The organism is Anaerococcus vaginalis ATCC 51170 (assembly GCF_000163295.1).
GTDB classification, from domain to species: Bacteria; Bacillota; Clostridia; order Tissierellales; family Peptoniphilaceae; genus Anaerococcus; species Anaerococcus vaginalis.
Genome location: NZ_GG700527.1, coordinates 1568170 through 1588602, shown reverse-complemented (window position 1 = coordinate 1588602; position 20433 = coordinate 1568170). Strand labels below are relative to the sequence as shown.

At 29.1% G+C, this 20433-nt stretch carries 17 protein-coding genes; 11 read left to right on the top strand and 6 right to left on the bottom strand.

Annotation, left to right across the window (positions count from 1 at the left end; all coding sequences use genetic code 11):
- The first annotated feature begins 94 nt into the window (after window positions 1-94).
- The 3 genes from HMPREF0078_RS07390 (at window position 95) to HMPREF0078_RS07380 (ending at window position 8317) form a co-directional block, all read left to right on the top strand.
- Complete coding sequence (locus HMPREF0078_RS07390; protein ID WP_004839523.1) at window positions 95-1273, top strand: carboxylate--amine ligase; 1179 nt, start codon at window positions 95-97, stop codon at window positions 1271-1273.
- A gap of 56 nt (window positions 1274-1329) precedes the next feature.
- Window positions 1330-2685, top strand: coding sequence for an MATE family efflux transporter (locus HMPREF0078_RS07385; RefSeq protein WP_004839522.1), 1356 nt, complete (start codon window positions 1330-1332; stop codon window positions 2683-2685).
- A 184-nt stretch (window positions 2686-2869) separates the two neighbouring features.
- The gene (locus HMPREF0078_RS07380) at window positions 2870-8317 is read left to right on the top strand and encodes an endo-alpha-N-acetylgalactosaminidase family protein (RefSeq protein ID WP_004839521.1); all 5448 of its coding nucleotides are present in this window, start codon (window positions 2870-2872) and stop codon (window positions 8315-8317) included.
- 24 nt (window positions 8318-8341) lie between these two features.
- On the opposite strand, the gene HMPREF0078_RS07375 is transcribed toward HMPREF0078_RS07380, so the two are convergent.
- Window positions 8342-9193 (bottom strand): hypothetical protein, encoded by an 852-nt coding sequence (locus HMPREF0078_RS07375; protein ID WP_004839520.1) that lies wholly within the window; start codon window positions 9191-9193, stop codon window positions 8342-8344.
- A gap of 61 nt (window positions 9194-9254) precedes the next feature.
- On the opposite strand from HMPREF0078_RS07375, the gene HMPREF0078_RS07370 reads away from it, so the two are divergent.
- Window positions 9255-9905 (top strand): hypothetical protein, encoded by a 651-nt coding sequence (locus tag HMPREF0078_RS07370; protein WP_004839519.1) that lies wholly within the window; start codon window positions 9255-9257, stop codon window positions 9903-9905.
- Window positions 9906-10188: 283 nt separating this feature from the next.
- On the opposite strand, the gene HMPREF0078_RS07365 is transcribed toward HMPREF0078_RS07370, so the two are convergent.
- A complete protein-coding gene (locus tag HMPREF0078_RS07365) occupies window positions 10189-11463 on the bottom strand; it encodes a glucose-6-phosphate isomerase (RefSeq protein ID WP_004839518.1) in 1275 nt (424 codons plus the stop codon).
- A 394-nt stretch (window positions 11464-11857) separates the two neighbouring features.
- Between HMPREF0078_RS07365 and rbr the strand changes: the two genes are divergently transcribed.
- The 4 genes from rbr to nagB all read left to right on the top strand — a co-directional run bounded on the left by rbr (window position 11858) and on the right by nagB (window position 15198).
- Window positions 11858-12451 carry a rubrerythrin gene (gene rbr / locus HMPREF0078_RS07360; RefSeq protein ID WP_004839517.1) on the top strand — a complete coding sequence of 198 codons (594 nt, stop codon included), beginning with the start codon at window positions 11858-11860 and terminating at the stop codon, window positions 12449-12451.
- A gap of 273 nt (window positions 12452-12724) precedes the next feature.
- On the top strand, window positions 12725-12994 hold the full coding sequence (locus HMPREF0078_RS07355; protein ID WP_004839516.1) for an ACT domain-containing protein: 270 nt from the start codon (window positions 12725-12727) through the stop codon (window positions 12992-12994).
- Between the two features lies 1 nt (window position 12995).
- Window positions 12996-14351, top strand: coding sequence for a PFL family protein (locus tag HMPREF0078_RS07350; RefSeq protein WP_004839515.1), 1356 nt, complete (start codon window positions 12996-12998; stop codon window positions 14349-14351).
- A 124-nt stretch (window positions 14352-14475) separates the two neighbouring features.
- Complete coding sequence (gene nagB / locus HMPREF0078_RS07345) at window positions 14476-15198, top strand: glucosamine-6-phosphate deaminase (RefSeq protein ID WP_004839514.1); 723 nt, start codon at window positions 14476-14478, stop codon at window positions 15196-15198.
- A 187-nt stretch (window positions 15199-15385) separates the two neighbouring features.
- Here nagB and HMPREF0078_RS07340 read toward each other — a convergent pair whose 3' ends face one another.
- The 4 genes from HMPREF0078_RS07340 to HMPREF0078_RS07325 form a co-directional block, all read right to left on the bottom strand.
- Entirely contained in the window at window positions 15386-15862 is a 477-nt protein-coding gene (locus HMPREF0078_RS07340; protein ID WP_004839513.1) for a hypothetical protein, read from the bottom strand.
- 79 nt (window positions 15863-15941) lie between these two features.
- Window positions 15942-16463, bottom strand: coding sequence for a sigma-70 family RNA polymerase sigma factor (locus tag HMPREF0078_RS07335; protein WP_004839512.1), 522 nt, complete (start codon window positions 16461-16463; stop codon window positions 15942-15944).
- A gap of 211 nt (window positions 16464-16674) precedes the next feature.
- Window positions 16675-16896 (bottom strand): DUF2922 domain-containing protein, encoded by a 222-nt coding sequence (locus HMPREF0078_RS07330; protein WP_004839511.1) that lies wholly within the window; start codon window positions 16894-16896, stop codon window positions 16675-16677.
- 19 nt (window positions 16897-16915) lie between these two features.
- On the bottom strand, window positions 16916-17098 hold the full coding sequence (locus HMPREF0078_RS07325) for a DUF1659 domain-containing protein (protein ID WP_004839510.1): 183 nt from the start codon (window positions 17096-17098) through the stop codon (window positions 16916-16918).
- Between the two features lie 159 nt (window positions 17099-17257).
- Here HMPREF0078_RS07325 and HMPREF0078_RS07320 point away from each other — a divergent pair, with 159 nt between their 5' ends.
- From HMPREF0078_RS07320 to HMPREF0078_RS07310, 3 genes are read left to right on the top strand one after another with little or no spacing between them, the layout of a single operon-like run.
- Window positions 17258-18166, top strand: coding sequence for a class C sortase (locus tag HMPREF0078_RS07320; protein WP_004839509.1), 909 nt, complete (start codon window positions 17258-17260; stop codon window positions 18164-18166).
- Window positions 18150-19031: a class C sortase gene (locus HMPREF0078_RS07315; RefSeq protein ID WP_004839508.1), complete on the top strand. Its 882-nt coding sequence runs from the start codon at window positions 18150-18152 to the stop codon at window positions 19029-19031. Before HMPREF0078_RS07320 ends, HMPREF0078_RS07315 begins: the two co-directional genes overlap by 17 nt.
- Entirely contained in the window at window positions 19000-19839 is an 840-nt protein-coding gene (locus tag HMPREF0078_RS07310) for a class C sortase (RefSeq protein ID WP_004839507.1), read from the top strand. The genes HMPREF0078_RS07315 and HMPREF0078_RS07310 overlap by 32 nt, the downstream gene beginning before the upstream one ends.
- The last annotated feature ends 594 nt before the right edge of the window (window positions 19840-20433 follow it).

The window sequence follows — 20433 nt, the reverse complement described above, 5'->3', positions numbered from 1 at the left end:
GATTTAAGTCTAATGATGATTATTTCCCTTATTTTCTTTTTATATTGAATAAAATATTTTAAAACTTTATGATTTAGGAGGTTTTTTATTAATAATGGAAAAATTTAATGCTTTAATCTTGGGAACAGATTCCAATTCTTACTCCGTAGCAAGAAGTTTCTATGAGGCTTTTTCAAAAAAAGCTATTGTAGCTGGTAGTGCAGTATTAGTACCTTTTGTCGATTCAAAGATTGCTGATATTAATACAAAAAAGAATTTTTCAACAGATGATGATGTTTTTGTAAAACTTTTAAATAAGATAGGTAAGAAACACAAGGATGAAAAATTAGTTTTTTTTGTACCAACTGAAGAATATATGTCAATGCTTTTAAAAAACATAGACAGATTAGAATTTGATTTTGAAATTCCATACCCTAACAAAGAAATGGGAGAAAAACTTATAGAAAAATCAAATTTTTATAAGTTATTAGATAAAAACAATATAATTTATCCAAAAACTCAACTAATAAATAAGGATAATTTGGATCAGTTGGATCTTGATGGCGATCTTTTTGTAAAAGCCGATGATTATTCACAATTTTTGGATTTAGACCTTAAAAATAAGAAAAAGGGTTATAAAATAGAATCAAAACAAGAGGCAATAGATATTTTAAAGGAAATATTTGAAAAAGGCTACGATCATAATATGATAGTCCAAGAATATATAAATGGAGTAGATGGAAGCGAATATTCCCTCAATGGATATAGAGCTAATGATGGAAAAGTTTCAATGACCTTGGCTAGAAATTTATTATCAGATCATAGAGATATGTGGGTTGGCAATCATCTTGTTCAAATTGATTATGATGATGAAGAATTTTATGAAATTGCAAAAAAAATAGTTGAAAAAATAGATTATTATGGTTTATTTAACTTTGACTTCAAAAAAGATTCTAAGACAGGAAAAATTTATTGTTTGGAAATGAATGTCAGACAAGGTAGAACTTTCTATTACACAAACCTTTCAGGTGTAAATTTAATAGAGCTTGCTATAAAAGATAAGGTGTTTGGCGAATCCTATGAAAAAAGACCAGACAAAAAATTTATGCTAAAAGCATTGTCAGATAGCTTTATAAGAGAAAATATTAATAAAGACTTGCTTGACGATTTTAACGAAAGATTAAGTTTTTCTCAAAATCCATTAATAAATGATCAAGATGATTCGAGAAAAAGAAGAAAAACAGTAGAAAAAAGTATAATAAGAAGAGAAAAGCAAATTGAAAATGAAGAATAAATAGCGGCTTTTGCCGTTATTTTTTCTGTATTTTTTATTTAAAGAAAGGAGTTTTGATGGCAGAAGTAAAATCAGAAAAACTTGGGAAAATGCCTGAGGGAAAATTGTTGTTTGAAATGAGTCTTCCAATTATAATTTCCATGCTTGTTCAAGCGATTTATAATATTGTCGATTCAATTTTTGTAGCTAGATTATCAGAAAAAGCTCTTACGGCTGTAACAATTTCTTTTCCAATTCAAAATATAATTATAGCCTTTAGTGTTGGCTTATCCATTGGTGTTTCGGCACTTTTGTCTAGGTATTTGGGAATGAAAAATGAAAAAAAGGCAAGTAGCGTTGCGGTTCACGGAATAATTTTATCAGCACTTATGTCTTTGATTTTTGTTTTTATTGCAATATTTTTTGTTGAACCTTTTATAAAAATGCAAACAAATGATCCTAAAATTATTTCTTATGGTATAGATTATCTTCACATAGTTTGCCTATTTTCTTTGGGGGTATTTTTCCAAATATTTTTTGAAAAACTTCTTCAATCAACTGGACTTACAGTTTATACTATGCTAACTCAAGTTATTGGGGCGGTTATAAATTTAATTTTGGATCCCATTTTTATCTTTGGACTTTTTGGATTTCCAAGACTTGAAGTAAAAGGTGCTGCCATTGCAACAGTTACTGGACAAATTTTGGGAGCTTTGATAGGACTTTTTTTAAATTTAGTAAAAAATAAGGAAGTAAAATTAACTTTCAAAGGCTTTTCAATGTCCCATTTGATTTTTAAAGAAATTTTTTCAATAGGACTTCCGGCTGCTCTTATGAATGCAATCACATCCTTTGCAACATTTTTTATAAATACAATCCTTGCAGGCTTTGGCCAATCAGCCATAGCAGTTTATGGGGTACTGTTTAAACTACAAAGTTTTGAATTTATGCCAGTTTTGGGCATATCAAACGCTATAGTTCCAATAATTTCTTATAATTTTGGGGCGGGAAACAAAGAGAGAATAAAAAAATCAATAGAATTATCGATCACGTGGGCAACCCTTATGATAATTTTTGGTATGATAATATTTATGGTATTTCCAGAGACAATTTTAAATTTATTTTCAGCCACAGATAGAATGAAAGAAATAGGAATACCAATGATTAGAATTGTTGCGATTTCATATTTGCCAGTAGGTTTTTCCATAGTATGCGCATCAATTTTCCAATCCCTATCAAGTGCAGGCATAGCACTTTTTGAACCATTTTTGAGACAATTTATAATTTTATTGCCATTGATGTATCTTATTGGAGAAAAAACTGGAGATATTAATAAAATCTGGTATTCATTTATAATAGCAGAATTTTTGGCAGGACTTTATTGCGCATATTTTTTAAGACGCGATTACAAAGAAAAAATAGAAATTTTATAATAAATTAATTTTTACCAGACTTATTTACTCAGGTCTGGTTTTTTTAATTTAAAAATTTTTAATATTAAGAATATTTACATCTGGGAAAATGTTTTGACAGCTTTGAGCAAATAGTGTATTATAAATTTGAAGTGGTAATTACCAAAATGTATATTGAAAACGATTTATAAAAGGGAGAAGATTTATGAAGTCAAAAAACCATGCAAAAAATAAATTGCCTAAAAAAATACTAGCTTGCGCGATAAGTTTATCTGTGCTTACTATTGCGTCAAATGAGGCTTTTGCATCTGAAGAAAAACCTACAAATGAACTTGTTGAAAAAGAAAATTTTGAAAAAAATGATAAAAATGAAACTGAATTAAAAAATGACCAAATAAATAATGATGTTTCTAAAGAAGATGAAAACAAAAAAGCTTTAGAAAATGAAAATAATAAAGAAGTTGAAAAAGAAAAAACAAATTCTTTTGAAAATAATGAAAAGCCTAAATTAGAAGAAAACAAAAATGATTTGCCTAAAAAATCTCCAGCAAAAGAGAATGAACAAAAGGAAGTTATAGAATGGAATAAGGCTTCAAAAGAAGGAGAGGTTGAAGAAACTATAGTAGATAATACTCGCTATAATAATTTAAAATCAACTCAAAAAAATGATAATGGTCAAAATACTGCAAATTTTAAAAAAGAAGGCGTTGAATCAAATCCTTCTGGTAATACAAATGTAAATGTTGATTTTATAGATAATTCTAATGAAAACCAATCTAGATTTGGAGTGTTTTTATATCACAAAGATAATTCAAATAATATTTTCGTAGGCTATGATAGAGCAGGCTGGTTTTGGGAATATAAATTAAATGGAAAAGGCGATTATTATGGCGGAAAAAGAGTAGAAGCTCCTAAAAAAGGAGAGAAAAATTCTCTTTCAATTTCTATCAAAAGTGATGGTCAATTAAATGCAACTAATAATGGAAATGCTGTTTTTGATACAAAAGTTATTCCAAAAGAAATATTTGATGCTTTAATTAATAATAGGTCAGTATTATTAAAATTGGGTTCTTATGGAAATGAAACAACAAATATTTTAGTAAAAACTGACAATCAAGAAAATATTAAAGCTCAAGAAAAACCAATCGAAAAGGCAGATGAGGCTGATGATTCTAAGGCTGTTTATGACACCATAGAATCAAAAGAGATGAAAGCCACAATTGATACCTTATTTCCAAGAGTAAAAGAATATTCATATAAGGGAAAAACATTTAAGGCAAATGTAAATTTCACTGATACTCTAAATATAAATGGAATAAAAGTAAAACCAGATGTAAAATATGAAAAAATTTCAGCAAATGAAGCCAAATATACTCTAACAATAAAAGATGATGCAAATTATATAAATGCAATTCTTGATGTTAGAATGAAAATTCTAGATAATCAATTACATTTTAATATTGTAAATATAGTAAATAATAACAATATTAAAGGCGGTTCAATAATTGATAATCCAAAAAAACTGATAACTACGATTGATTTTAAAGATAATTTTTTAGCATCTGTTTCAAGCAGTGAAGAAAATGCAAAATTTGATGGGGCAAGAATGAGTGTAAATACTCATCAAAAAGGCGATGACCACATTGATGTTACAAATCCTATGGGAAAAATAGAAAACAAGGGTTATATGTATGGCTTTGTTTCTAATAAAAATATTTCAGCAGGAGTTTGGTCAAATTCACAATTTAATTATGGCGGTGGAGCAAATGATTACACTAGACTTACTGTAAACAAAAAAACTTATGGAAAAGAAAATTTTGTAGGAATTGGCTCATCAGCTTTTCTTTATCAATTGGCTCACAAAAATGAAGATGGAACTTATAAAGTTTATGATGAGAGAACTTGGATAAAACCTGAAGCTAAAGTTATATTAGCAGATGATTTAAATAATGATGGTAAAGTTAATTGGCAAGATGGAGCTATTGCATATAGAAATATAATGAACAATCCAAAAGGATCTGAATATGTAAAAGATTTGATTGGACAAAGAATAGCAATGAATTTTGGTTCCCAAGCTCAAAATCCATTTTTGGCAACCCTTGATGGAATTAAAAAAGTTTATCTAAACACAGATGGACTTGGACAAATGGTTTTATTAAAAGGATATGGCTCAGAAGGACATGATTCTGGTCACTTAAATTATGCAGATATAGGAAAAAGAATTGGTGGAGCAGAAGACTTTGTAAAATTATTAGAATTAGCAAAAAAATATGGAGCAAGAATAGGAATCCATGTAAATGCATCAGAAACTTATCCTGAAAGTAAATATTTTACACCAGATAGACTAAGAAAAGATGAAAATGGCAATTTTAAATATGGATGGAATTGGCTAGACCAAGGAATAAATATAGATGCGTCATACGATTTGGCAAATGGTAGATATAATAGATTCAAAGACTTATATGATATAGTTGGAGATAAATTAGATTTTGTTTATGTAGACGTTTGGGGCAATGGTCAATCAGGAGATAACAATGCTTGGCAAACTCATCAACTTGCAAAAGAATTAAATGATCTTGGCTGGAGAGCAGCTTTTGAGTGGGGATTTGCTGGAGAATATGATTCTACATTCCAACATTGGGCAGCAGATTTAACATACGGTGGTTATTCATTAAAAGGAATAAATTCTGATATAGTTAGATTTATTAGAAATCATCAAAAAGATTCATGGGTAGGAAATTATCCTAAATATGGTGGAGCAGCAGTTAATCCATTGCTTGGTGGCTATGATATGATTGATTTTGAAGGTTGGCAAGGAAGAAATGATTGGGATGGATTTATTAAAAATATTTTCAAAACAAATCTTCCAACCAAATTTATCCAACATTACAAGGTATATGAATGGAAAAATGGAAATCCAGTAAATATGTCTGACAATGGACAAAGCTATAAGTGGACTCCAGAAATGGAAATTAAATTAAGAAATGAAAAAGAAAATGGCAAATATGATGAGCTTATAATAACTAGAAAATCAAATGATGTAAATAATCCTTTGTACAAACAAAGAAAAATGACTTTAAATGGAAAAGTTGTGTTTGATGAAGGAAAATATTTGATTCCATGGACTCAAAATGGCGTTGAAAAACTCTACCATTTTAATCCAAAAGCTGGAAAATCTACATGGGAAGTTTTAGATGGTTGGAGCGGAAAAGTTTATGTATATGAACTTACAGATTTAGGAAAAACTAACGAAAAAATAGTAGAAATTGTAGATGGAAAATTAGAACTTGATGCAAAAGCAAATACAGCTTATGTAATCTACAAAGAAAAACAAGAAAAAGAAAATGTGAAATTTTCTGAAGGCATGGGAATTGAAGATGTAGGATTTAATTCAAAATCACTTGAACATTGGGATATAAAAGGGGATAAAAAATCCGCTGATGTATTCTTATCACAAGGTGCAAATCCAATGCTTAGAATAAATGATAATAAAGAAGAAGTAAGCCTTACACAAAAAATTACTGGACTAAAGAAAAATACTAAATACGCAATATATGTAGGAGTAGATAACAGATCAGATGCTAAGGCTTATTTGGAAATAAAATCTAATGGAAAAACTTATTCTAACTATACAGAAAAATCAATAGCAAAAAATTATGTAAAAGCTAACGCCCACAATACATGGCAAAAATCTGCAACTGTTGATAACACATCTTATTTCCAAAATATGTATGTTTATTTTACAACTGGAGATAATCCAGAAGATGTAACAATAACATTAAAAAGAGAAAAAGGCGAAGGAGCAACTTATTTTGATGACTTGAGAGTTTTTGAAAATAAATCACAAATGTATGAAAATAGCCACGATATTGGCGATGGAGAATTTTTCCAAAACTTTGAGCAAGTTGGACAAGGTATTTTCCCATTTGTAATAGGAAATGTTGAAGGAGTAGAAGATAATAGAACTCATCTTTCTGAAAAACACGATCCATATACACAAAAAGGATGGAATGGAAAAGTTATTAATGATGTAATTGAAGGAAACTGGTCCTTAAAAACAAATGGACTTACAGGAAGAAATGCCCTAGTTTATCAAACAATTCCACAAAATTATAGGTTTGAAGAAGGAAAAACTTACCAAGTTGTATTTGATTACGAAGCAGGTAGCGATGGAACTTACGCATTTGTAATAGGAGAAGGAGAATATACAAATCCATCAAATTTAAAAGTATATCATTTGCCAAAAACTTGGGAAGATGGAAATGATAAAAGTACAAAGAGAGTTAAATTTTTGGTAGAAGGAGCAAAAGGAAGATGGATTGGAATTTTGTCAACAACAAAAGCAGCTGATCTTCAAAAAACTTCAGGCTCAGTATCAGATTTTAGGTCTTATAAGGATTTTGTTTTAGATAATCTTTTGATAAAACAAGTAGAAGTTACATCAAAAATATTAAAAGAAAATTTCTTGGAAAGTTTTACCCCACAAAAAGATTTATCAAAATATAAGGAAGAATCAGTTAAAGATTACCAAGATGCTCTTGCAAAGGTAATATTGGCAGATGAAAATATGAAACCAGAAGATATGCAAAAATTGATAGATGATGTATATCAAAAACAATCTGAATTAGAGGCTGTAAAAGATTCAATAGGTCTTGAAGATATAGAAAGTCTTGATGCGGTTGCACAAGCTGGCGAAGAATTGGAAAAAGCCTTTGATAAAAACACATCTACCACATGGCATTCTCCTTGGTATGATAATTCGATTGGAAAAAGTGCAACAGTAGAATTAAAACAAGCAACCTTGATAAAAGATTTTATATACATTCCAAGACAAAGTGGACATAATGGAATAATAAAATCAGGAAAACTTGAAATAATTGACGATAAGGGAAACTCTACAATTATAGAATTTAAAAATTTTGCAAAAGATGCAAAAGCAAAAAAAGTAGAATTTGAAAAACCAATAAATGCCAAAAAAATCATAATCACACCAACCGAAACTTGTGGAGATAATAATAACGTATTTTTATCAGCAGCAGAATTTATTTTCTCACTTCAAGATATAGGACAAGGACACGAAAAAATTGACTATGATAAATTAAAAGAGATTATAGATTCAGTAGATGATGAAAATTTAGATTCATTAAAAGAAAATTTTGAATATATAAGAGAAAATGATTTGATAAGCAAAGATTCATACGAAAAAATCTTGGAATCTGTAGAAAAATACGAAAAACTAAAAAAAGCACAAGAAGATGCAATAAAGGAGCTAAATGATGCAGGAATAAAAGAAGATTTGTATTTGGAAAAAATAAGAAAGGCAAAAACAATAGAGGAAGTAGAAAAAATAAAAGAAGAATTACTAAAATTAAACGAACAAAAACCAGACGAACAAACTCCTCAAAATCCATCAAATCCACAAAATCCAGATGATTCATCAAATCCAAAAGATTCATCAAAAAATCCTAAAGAAAAAAATAATTCTAATAAGGATGATGACAATAAAGCTCAAAGAAAATCTAAAAAAACTATTAAAAACGAATACAGCAAACAATCAAATAATGTAAAAACAGGAGTAGCAAGCTCTACAGGAGCAATACTAGCACTATTGGGCTCAGTTGTTGGTCTATTTAAAAGTAAAAAAAGAAAATAATTAAAAAAATAAGGGCGAATGCCCTTATTTTTTGATTTTATGGATTCCCAAAAATATATAATCTAAAAAGCCTAATCTTATTTGATAAAAAATAAGAGATAGGAAAAATACCACAAGGCCTGTTGCTATTTGTAGCAGTGGGCTTGTAAGGTTTAGAAAGGAATTTAAGATTATTTTTGTAAAGGGGAATAGGTAGAGTAGTCCGCTCAAAAAATATTTTTCAAAATTCACTTCGTAAATATTTGTTTTTAGTATTAAATAAATTATCAAAACTACTGAAATGTGAAATCCTATAAAAATTTTATATTTGTCTATGGCAAGGATTTCTATAAAAAATATCAATAGGGTTATTATATAAAGGTACTTATTTACTTCTTTTGCTGGAAGAATTCTTGCAAAGGAGAAATAAATAAAAATATAAAATAAGTATTTTTGATATTTTTCGATAGCTTCTAGATATTTTGTGTTATAGGCAAGTAAAAATAAAATTAGACTTATTATTCCAACTGCCATGGAAAAATAAGAGCCAAATATTTTAGTTGAGCATCTTTCTATAATATATAAGAGAAAAATTCCTAGTAAAATTTTGTAATTTTTATTAATTATAGTCAAAAAATTTTTTCTTACTACATTTATGTTGTAAATATCTACTTTATCTAATAAAATAAGTATAAGGCTTAGTGTCAAAAGGGGAATAAAAAAATAAAAAACTTTTTTATCCTTTTGATTTGAAAAGATTACTGAAAAATATGCGCAAATATACAAAAAATATATTTGTGTAAAGGTTATTTTATTTGTAAATAAGGGTAAGTATATTGTAATTAAGGTAAAAATAATTGCTATAAGATCTGCTATTATTATTTTTTGTTTTTTCATAGTATCACCACTATGATTATATAATAATATCAGCTTAAAAGAAAATTATTTAGGGGAAATTATGACAAGGAAAAAAAGAAGCGAGGCTTTTTTGGAAAAAAGCCATCCAAACAGACAAAACACAAATAAATACAATAATAAAAAAATCCAAGATAAGAGGCGAAATAGAAGAAAAAGAAAACAAAGGGATAGCTTAATCAAGCTCTTACTTGTTTTTATAATTTTAATGATACCATTGTTTTTATACCAAAAATTTATCAACACTCCTCAAAGGACTATAAATAAAGCTGTTGCCTCAATCAAGAATTTGGATTATGAAAAACAAGAAAAATATTTTGATAAGATTACCAATGTAGAGGACATTTTGAAAAAATCTTATTCATCTGATAAGAAAGAACAGGAAGAATTTTTGAAGGCAAACTTTGCCAATTTAAAAGTCGATGTAAAGGGCAAAAAAAGGACAAAAGATGGATTGGAAGTTGAGGTTGATGTAACAAATATTTCCTATGTCGATGTATATGATAATTTAAAAAACAAAGACACAAATGTTCATGCAACATATATAAAAAAATTGTCCAATGACAATCAAGATAAATTAACGATAAGGGCAAAACTCCTTCTAGAAAAAAAATTTACCTACTACAAAATATACGAATCAAGAGATTTTGTAAATGGAATTTTGGGTGGGGCATTGAAATATTCTGATAAATAATAATATAAAAAGCTGTAGATTACTACAGTTCAGACTGTTGGTAAAGTATACAAATCCTCATGCTAAGAATATCATACGAAAAAAATTGATTTGATTTCAAATTTTAAAATTCGTCAAAAAACGCACTGTTTGAGCGTTAGCGAGTTTGCGTTTTTAGAATTTTGGAATTTAGAAATCAACAATTTTTGAAGTCCGATATTCGTGCTTGAGGGTTTGTTTACGCTCTGAACTGTAGTAATCTACAGCTTTTTTGTAAAACACATTATAAAATTTTTAAATTTTTTTAATATCCTGGTTTTCCTAATAATTTGAACATTTGAGATTTATATTCTTCAACTCCTGGTTGATTAAATGGATTTACTCCTAGCATATATCCACTTACTCCAACAACTATTTCAAAGAAATAGAATAATTCTCCCAAACTTTCAGCTGAAACATCATCAATTGTCAATAAAATATTTGGAACATTTCCCTTAACATGGGCAATTATTGTCCCTTCCATTGCTTTTTCATTTACAAAAGACATTTTTTTGCCAGCAAGATAATTTAGACCATCAAGATTTTCTTCATCTTCCATAATAGTAAGGTCCTTATTGGCACTTTCAACTTTCAAAACAGTTTCAAATAAATTTCTCTTGCCTTCTTGAATCATTTGACCAACAGAGTGAAGGTCGGTTGTATTATTTACAGAAATAGGGAAAATTCCCTTTCCATCTTTTCCTTCACTTTCAGCAAATAATTGCTTCCACCATTCAGAAACATATTTTAATTTTGGCTCATAATTTACCAAAACTTCAAGGTCTTTGCCATCTTCATTTAACATATTTCTAATAGCCGCATATTGAATAGCCTTATTTTCTTCAAAAGAATCTACAGTATAATTTTCAATTCCTTTTTTAAATCCAGCGACAAATTTATCAATGTCAATTCCGGCAACACACAAAGGCAAAAGACCAACCGCAGAAATTACAGAAAATCTTCCCCCAATATCATCAGGAACTACAAAAGTTTCATAGCCTTCCTTATTAGCCAAATCTTTTAAAGCTCCCTTTTGCCTATCAGTTGTAACAAATATCCTTTCTTTAGCCTCTTCTTTTCCATATTTTTCTTCCAAAAGCTCCTTAACAAATCTAAAGGCAATAGCAGGTTCAGTAGTAGTACCTGATTTTGAAATTACATTAATAGAAAATTCTTTTTCCTTTAAATAATCAAGAAGTTCATGCAAATATTCCCCAGAAATTTGATGACCTGCATAAATTAATTCAGTCTTATCATTTTTAGGGAAATATCCTTTCATAGCATAGTCAACAGCCTTAGTACCAAGGTAAGATCCACCTATACCAATAGTTACCAAACAATCAGAATTGTTTTGGATTTTTTTGCTAGCTTTTTTAATTCTTTCATATTCTTCCATATCTAGGTTATTTGGCCTATCAATCCAACCCAAAAAGTCATTGCCTTCTCCGTCTTTGTTAATTAAAGAAGAAAAAGCATCAAGACTTTTTTCCTTATAAGAATTGAGATTTGATAAGTCGACATTATTAAAATCAATTTTCATTACAAATCCTCCTTTGGATAAATTATACCCAAAAAGGAATAATAAGGGAAATTTATTTTGCTAATATAGTTAATAAATAAAGTAATTAATTAAATAAAATTAAAAAGCAAAAAATTATAAAACTAAAAGCTTACCTTTAATCCTTAAATAGCGCAATATAATTTTATAGTTTGCTTACAAAAATATTTTGAAATCTAAATAAGTCGAAACTTTAAAAGTAATAAAATAGAAAGTCTCAATAATAGAAAACATTTCTAAATTGATAATGATAATAAAAATCACTATTTAGAATGATTAAAACTTTAGAATCATTCTTGACAAATTAAAATAAAAAGATATACTATAAAGTGTAAAGACGAAACGGTAAAAAAATACGTAGAAAGGAAGTACATATATGCCAGAATTAAAAGGAACAAAAACAGCTAGCAATTTAATTACATCATTTGCAGGTGAATCTCAAGCAACAATGAGATACACAATAGCAGCTAAAATTGCTAAAAAAGAAGGATATGTTCAAATCAAAGAAATTTTTGAAGAAACAGCAAGAAACGAACAAGAACACGCTAAAGTATTCTATAAATATTTAAAAGAAGAATTTAAATTAGATGCAATCGAATTAAATCCAGAATATACAGCATTCCCAGTTGTATATCATGATACATTAACAAATCTTGAAGGTGCAATCGGCGGAGAAAACGAAGAAGCTGAAGATATGTATCCAAAATTTGCAGAAGTTGCAAGAGAAGAAGGATTTGAAGAAATCGCAAGAAGCTGGGAACAAATCGCAAAAGTTGAAGCAGCTCACAGAGATAGATACCAAAAATTACATGATAATATCGAAAATGGAAAAGTATTTGAAAAAGAAGAAACAGTTAAATGGAAATGTTTAAACTGTGGATATATCTACGAAGGCAAAAAAGCTCCAAAACTTTGTCCAGCTTGTAAACATCCACAAGAATACTTTGAAGTTGCAAACTTTAACTATTAATAAGTAAAAAATTAACACGAAAATATAAAAAAAAACAAAAATTAGAATCTTTCAAAAAAAGTCCTGCATAAAGCAGGATTTTTTTTGTCCAAAATTATCTTATCTTAAATTTGCTTTCGATAAATTTTTAAAACTTTAAAAATGCAAATTAAAATTTCTTAGACTTTATTTTTAGTCCTTATTTTTTTGAAATTATTTTCAAAAATTATAAATAAATTTCAATATTTTCGCTAATGTGCTAAAATATTTGTAAGAAAATAAAAGGAGATTTTTATGAAAGCAATTTTAACCATAATTGGAAACGACAAACCTGGGATAGTGTATAGGGTAAGTGAGTTACTTTATAAATATAATATGAATATTTTAGACTTTAACCAAACTATAATGGAGAAAAATTTTGTGGGAATCATTAACGTTGATTTGACTAATGCAAACGAATCTTTTGAAAAAATAAAGGATGATTTGACAAAATTGGGCGAAGAAATTGGTCTTGAACTAAGACTTCAAAACGAAGATCTTTTTGATAAGATGGCAAGGATTTAATATGGATACAAAGCAAATTATTGAAACTATAAAAATGCTCGACCAAGAACACCTTGATATTAGAACCATAACTATGGGAATTTCTCTTCTTGATTGTGCAGATAGTGATTATAAAAAATCATGCCAAAAAATTTATGACAAGATGATGAAAGAAACTGAAAATTTCATCAAAACCACAAAACTTGCCCAAGAAATTTATGGAGTTCCTATAATTAATAATAGGATTTCTGTAACTCCAATTTCTCTTGTTGCAGCAAGCTCAAAAATTGATGATTATACGCCTTATGCAGAAGTTTTGGACAAGGTTGCTAAGGAAGTTGGCGTTGATTTTATTGGGGGATTTTCTGCCCTTGTTCACAAATCCATGACAAAATCTGACGAAATTTTGATAAATTCCATTCCTCATGCCTTATCTACAACTGATTATGTTTGTTCATCTGTAAATGTTGGTTCAACAAGATCTGGGATTAATCTTGATGCTGTAAAACTTTTGGGCGAAAAAATAAAAGAATTGGCAAAATTAACCAAGGACCAAGATTCACTTGGATGTGCAAAATTTGTTGCCTTTGCAAATGCTGTTGAAGACAATCCATTTATGGCAGGCTCTTTTCTTGGAGTAGGTGAAGGCGATACAGTCATAAACGTAGGAGTTTCAGGTCCTGGCGTTGTAAAATCTGCCCTTGAAAAAGATAGGGGAAAACCAATCAACGAAGTTTATGAAACAATCAAGAAAACTGCTTTCAAAATCACAAGAATGGGAGATTTGATAGGTCGTGATGTTGCAAAAAGACTTGGCAAAGAATTTGGAATTTTGGATTTATCACTTGCTCCAACACCTGCAATTGGAGATAGCGTTGGAAGAATTTTAGAAGAAATTGGAATTGAAAATGTTGGAGGACACGGGACAACTGCTGCCCTTGCCATGCTAAATGATGCAGTCAAAAAGGGAGGCCTTATGGCTTCATCATCAGTCGGAGGACTTTCTGGAGCATTTATTCCAGTAAGCGAAGATGAGGGAATGATAAAAGCTGCCCAAGCTGGACATTTGACTTTCGATAAACTTGAAGCCATGACTTCAGTTTGTTCTGTTGGTCTTGATATGATTGCAATTGCCGGTGATACACCAGCATCAACAATTTCTGCTATGATTTTGGATGAGGCATCTATAGGAGTTATAAATCAAAAAACAACAGCCGTAAGAGTTATTCCGGTTTATGGCAAGAAAAAAGGAGAATTTGCAGAATTTGGAGGACTTTTGGGTTATGCTCCAATTATGGAAGTGAATAATTCAAGTGCAGAAAAATTTGTAAATAGGGGAGGAAGAATCCCAGCTCCAGTCCATTCATTTAAAAATTAGAACAAGGAAAAATCTTTTAAAAATCTAAAAGTCCAGTAAAATACTAATATCAAAACTTAGGCAAAATAAATTTTACCCAAAGCCTAAGAGCAAAAAATAGCATAAAAAATAAAAAGGAGAAAAAATGAAAGTAATAGTTTCAGAATCATACGAAGAATTATCACAAAAAGCAGCCGATCTTTTTATAAGCATTTTGCAAGAAAAACCTCAATCAAAATTAGGGCTTGCAACAGGCTCATCCCCAATCGGATTATATAAAAACCTAATAAAAGCTCAAAAGGAAGGAGAAATTTCTTTTCATTGGGCAAAAACAATAAATTTAGACGAATACGTAGGAATCAGTCCACAAAATGAACAATCCTACCAATATTTTATGAATGAAAATTTATTTAACCACGTAAATATCAAAAAAGAAAATACCCACCTACCAAAAGCAGACACAAACGATGAAAAATACGCAGAAGAATACAATAAATTATTAGACGATTTTGGAACAAGAGATTTGCAAGTTCTAGGCCTTGGACCAAATGGTCACCTAGCTTTCAACGAACCAGGAGAATTTTTAAATAAAAGAACATCAATAGTAAAATTAGCAGACGCAACCATCGAAGCAAACTCAAGATTTTTCGAATCAAAAGATGATGTTCCAAAATACGCCATATCAATGGGAATGGCAGATGCCTTTAATGCCAAAACCCTAATAGTTGTAGCAAGCGGAAAAAATAAAAAAGATGTAGTTAAAAAATTAATAGAAGGTAAAGAAATCTCCCCATCTTTCCCAGCATCCTTCCTATCACTTCATCCAAACTGCTACCTATTTGTAGACAAAGAAGCAATGGGAGAATAAAAAAATAAGAGGCTGTTGCAAAAATGAATAAGTCATTTCAAATTGCTAGAAAAATATCTACAAAGATTTTTCCAATTAGACCCAAGTCTAAAAATCTTCGAAAGAATTCCTAGCCATATAATGATTATTCATAATTTTGCAACAGCCCTTTTTTAAATGCGAATTTTTACATTCCATAATAAGAAAATCACAAAGCAATTTCATCAATGAAATCCATAGATCTTCTCATCTTTGCCATATCTCTTGCAAATTTCATATACATAATTTTACTTGCGTTGTTGAAATTATTTTTAAGTGCTCTGTCCCTATTTAGGCTTGAAAGAGTCATTCCATTTTTAAGGATTATAGTTGAGTTTTTAATATCCCTTACATAATAACAATTCACAAAACCACGCCTAAAATCGTCATTTTCGGTTTGGTTAATCTTAAAAGGAAAAAACACATTAAAAGCATCGATGCAATAAGGCAAATTCCTAGAAACCTTTAAAATTTCCCTGATATTTTTGTGCATAAGTTTAACAGAAATAGACCTCTCACAAGCCATGTGTTTTAAAAAAACTTCGCAAGATCTCCTATCAACAAAAACTTTTTTGTTGGTATAAACTTCACATCCAATCCCAACTCCCTTGATTATAGTTGGAAGAATTGCAACAACCTTGTCCATAAATCCTCCTTTCTTTAAAGAAGAAAGACTTCTCTAGACATTAAGTGTACAATAAATTAATATTTTAGTCAATAATAGACTAAACCAAATCCTCTTTCTCAAAATATTTCCTAAGCTTTTTAATAATAAGGTAGTGATAATTAGTAATAGATTTAGGAGAAAGATTCAAAAGCCTTGCAATTTCCTTGTGAGAAAAATTCTTATCATATTTTAAATACAAAATTTCCCTTTCTTGTTTTTTTAAAGATTTAATAGCATTTTCCAATTCATTTATTTCGATTTTTCTTACAAAATCATCCTCAATCGAAATATCATCATCTATTTTTTCTATAATTTCCACACCTTGCATATCCTTAGAATTTAAAGAATAAATTTTTTCCCTCTTACACTCATTCAAAAAATAAAAATACAGCCTATATTTCAAATATCCACCAAAAGACCCCCTCTTAGCATCAAAATCTTCTACAATTTCAAATACCATATCCCTTGCCATAATATAAGCCTCATTTTTGTCAAAAATATCAAATCTATTTGCCATAGAAAGCAAAAGAGGTTGGTATTTTTCAATAATCGCATCCAAATTTTCTATACATATTTTCATTAAATTTTCCTAACTGCGATCGCTTGTATTTGTCGACACCATAATTCTAGTAAAAATTTTGGAAAAAGTTTAATCAGATAAAATACAAAAAAATAAAAAAAATTCGCCTAAAAGAGATTTGGCGATAGAAAAATTAAAGTAAAAGGAATTTAATATAAAAATTATTATAAAAAAAGAGCAAAATAAAAGACGGGAAAACCCGTCTTTTATCTTATGCTAGTGTAAAATCATCTCTTGAAATATTTTCCATATAGGCTTTGTTCATAGTTGTGATTTTACCTTCTTTTGTTTGGAGAACTTTTGAATTTATCATCTCTCCCATTTGTGCTTTTACGATTTCGTCATTCAAATTTGCTTTTGGATGGTCTATACTTACCATTTTTGTTTTGCCCAAGGCATCTTTGAAAGATAGTTTTAGTTTTTTTGTTTGCATATTATCTCCTTTCTTTTAATTAAATAACTTCTTCAGTGATTTTTTCAAAACTATATGAATCTGTTTCGCTTAGCTTTATATAAGCATTGGCAAAATTTTTAAGCTCGTCATTAGTTAGAGCATCATCTAGATTTGAAAATGTTCTAGAAACTTTCTTTACTTCTTGTCCTTCGTTTACATCGAATTTAATTCTTAGCTTCATATTATCGCTCCTTTCATATATAGATAATCAAAATTGAGAAAATGTCCATAAAAATTTTATAGATTTTCAAATTTCTAGAAAAAAGCCTTTATTAATAAGTATTTTTGGTGTAAGATTAAATCTAGTAAGAAAGATTTATAAAAAATTTATGGTGATAAAATGGAAAATAAAAAGAAAAAATCAAAAAAAACGAATATAGTGTGGAAATTAATATTTTTGATAGGAATATTAATTTTGTTGTATCCTATTATATCCAGATTTTATTATAGGATTGAATCGAACAATCAAGTTGAAGTTTTTAATCAAGGAAAATCAAAACTTGATAAAGAAGAAATCCAAAGAAGAATGGGACTTGCCAAAGCCTACAATGATTCCTTGTCAGGAGGACCTACAACTGATCCTTTTACCGAAAAAAGATATAAAGAAGGTAGGAAAGAATATGCTAGGATGCTTGAAGTTGAGGAGATGATCGGTCATATTGAAATTCCAAAAATAAACCAAGACTTGCCAATCTATGCAGGAACAAGTGAAGATGTTTTGCAAAAAGGAGTTGGCCATTTGGAAGGAACATCCCTTCCAATTGGAGGAAATAATACCCACACAGTCCTAACAGCTCACAGAGGTCTTCCAGAAAAAACTTTGTTTACAAATTTAAACGAGCTTGAAGTAGGAGATAAATTTTATATTCATAATATAGAAAAAACTATAGCCTACCAAGTTGACCAAATCAAAGTCATAGAGCCAAGCAATTTTGAAGATTTAATGATAGCACCAGGCCACGATTATGCAACCCTTTTGACCTGCACACCTTTTATGATAAATTCCCACAGACTTTTAGTAAGAGGACACAGAGTAGAATACGTAGAAAGTGTAGATGAAGAATTGATAAAAGAAAATAAAACAAATTGGATATTTAGAATTTTATTCTTCATAGCCCTAATTATAATAATTATACTTTTATGGAGAATTAGAAAACTAAGGAAAGAAAACAAAAAAACATCAAGTAAAATTGACCAAATCAAAGAAAAATTAGACAAGATAGGTGAAGATAATGAAAAGAAAGATTAATATAAAGAAAAATCTTCCCTTTTTACTAATATTTCTAGTAGGATTTTTGATTTTTTCCTATCCTTTTATAAGCCAAAAATTTTATGAAATAAAAGCCAATGATGAGATTGTTATATTTAATAAAGAAAAAGAACAAATCGACAAAAAAGAATTAGAAAGAAGGATGGAGCTTGCAAGAATTTATAACCAAACTCTTGATCCATCAAAACTTGTAGACCCCTACGATGAAAAAGTAAAAGATGCCAAAGCAGAATACGCAAAAATGCTAGAAGTTCACGAAATGTTGGGACATATAGAAATCCCAAAAATCGCAGTCGATCTTCCAATTTATGCAGGAACAAGCGATGACGTTTTGGAAAAAGGAGCAGGCCATTTGGAAGGAACATCCCTTCCAATCGGTGGCGAATCAACCCACACAGTTATAACAGCCCACAGAGGACTACCAAACGCACTTTTATTTAGAAATTTAAATCAAATGACAGAAGGCGATATATTTTATATCCATAATATAAAAGAAACCTTGGCATACAAAGTCGACAAAATCCAAGTTGTAGAACCAAGCAACTTCGAACCGATTTTAGTTTCAGAAAAAAAAGATTATGCGACCCTTTTGACCTGTACACCTTATATGATAAATTCCCATAGGCTTTTGGTAAGAGGATATAGGATTCCATATACCCAAGCCATAGACGACGGAAAAGCAAACACACCAAGACTAAAACCAAATTTCTTCCAATTATTCTTAGTACTCTTGCCAATATTATTATTTACAATAATGGTATATCTAAGAGAAAAAAGATATTCAAAGAAAATCAAAATGGAGGTAATAGACATTGAAAGAAAACTCAGCGAAAAAGAAAATTAAAATCTTTGGCTATATATTAATACTTTTTGGACTGATAACACTTGCCTTTCCATTTTCAAAAAGAATCTATTCAAACATAGAAAACAAATATAAAATAGAAAAAATAATAAAAGCCCAAAAAGAAGACGAAAAATTTGACCAAATAGAAGAAAAAGCCAAAGAATATAACGAAATAGTAAAAAAATCCGATATATCTATGGTTGATCCATTTACAAGCAAAAATCTTGGCTCAGTAAATATTTTAAATAATCAAGATGATATATTTGCCTATATCGAAATACCAAAATTAAACAAAAAAATCCCAATCTATCTTGATGCAAGCTATGAGCATATAGCTTGGGGACTTGGACAAGTTTCAGGAACATCAATTCCAATCGGAGGCAAATCAACAAGAAGTGTCCTTGCAGGTCACAGAGGCTGGTGGGGAGATACCATGCTTTTGTACGCAGATGACTTAGTACAAGGCGATAAAATTTATATAAAAAGAGCAGAAAAAACCCTAACATACGAAGTTTCATCAAAAGAAGTAATAGGACCTTATGATTGGGAAAAATTAAAAGTTGTAGAAGGAGAAGACATTATTACCCTTCTAACTTGCCACCCATTTAGATGGCCAAGGCCAAAAAGACTTCTAGTAAACGCAAAAAGACTAGAAGAAAAAGAAGAACTAGCACAAGATGAAATCCAAACTACCACAATAAGCAAAAATGTAAAAATCACAAATTATTTGTACGTTGGATTTTTGATAATAGATTTCCTTTTGATTTTATTCGTAATATCAAAAATAATAAAAACAATAAGGAAATAAAAATAAAGAAAAATCAAAAAACTTGGAAGAAATTTCCAAGTTTTTTTTGTGCCTAAAATTAATTTTTTATATTTGGAAAATTTTTTTCCGTAAATAAATTCACTATCATTCATTTTCTGTTGAAAAAATATTTAAGAAATATTTTTACACTACTTATAAAAAATTAGAAATTTTCAACGATAAGCTAATAATTTTATAAGAATAAATAAACAAAAAAATTTAAAATTATTTGTAGAAAATTGAGCTTTCAAATATTTTTAAATATATATTAAGTTTTTAAAAATATGTAAAAAATGTGTTGACTAAAAATTTTTTTTTAGATATAATTAAGAAAACTTAGAATTGTCTAAATTCTAAATAAATATTTTAGGACGATTTAAAATTTAAATTAATTTTTTGAAATAAGATGATTTCAAAGAAATTTTTCCATGCTTAAATCAAAATCCTAAAGACATACTAATTTATTTAAGAAAAAATGTAGGTTGATACTTTAGCAATGCACAGGAAAAAAATGTGGCAATAATTTTACTGCTTAAAAATCATGTGCTATTTATGGCTAAAAAACTAGACTTGTGGATAACAAGTCATAATTAT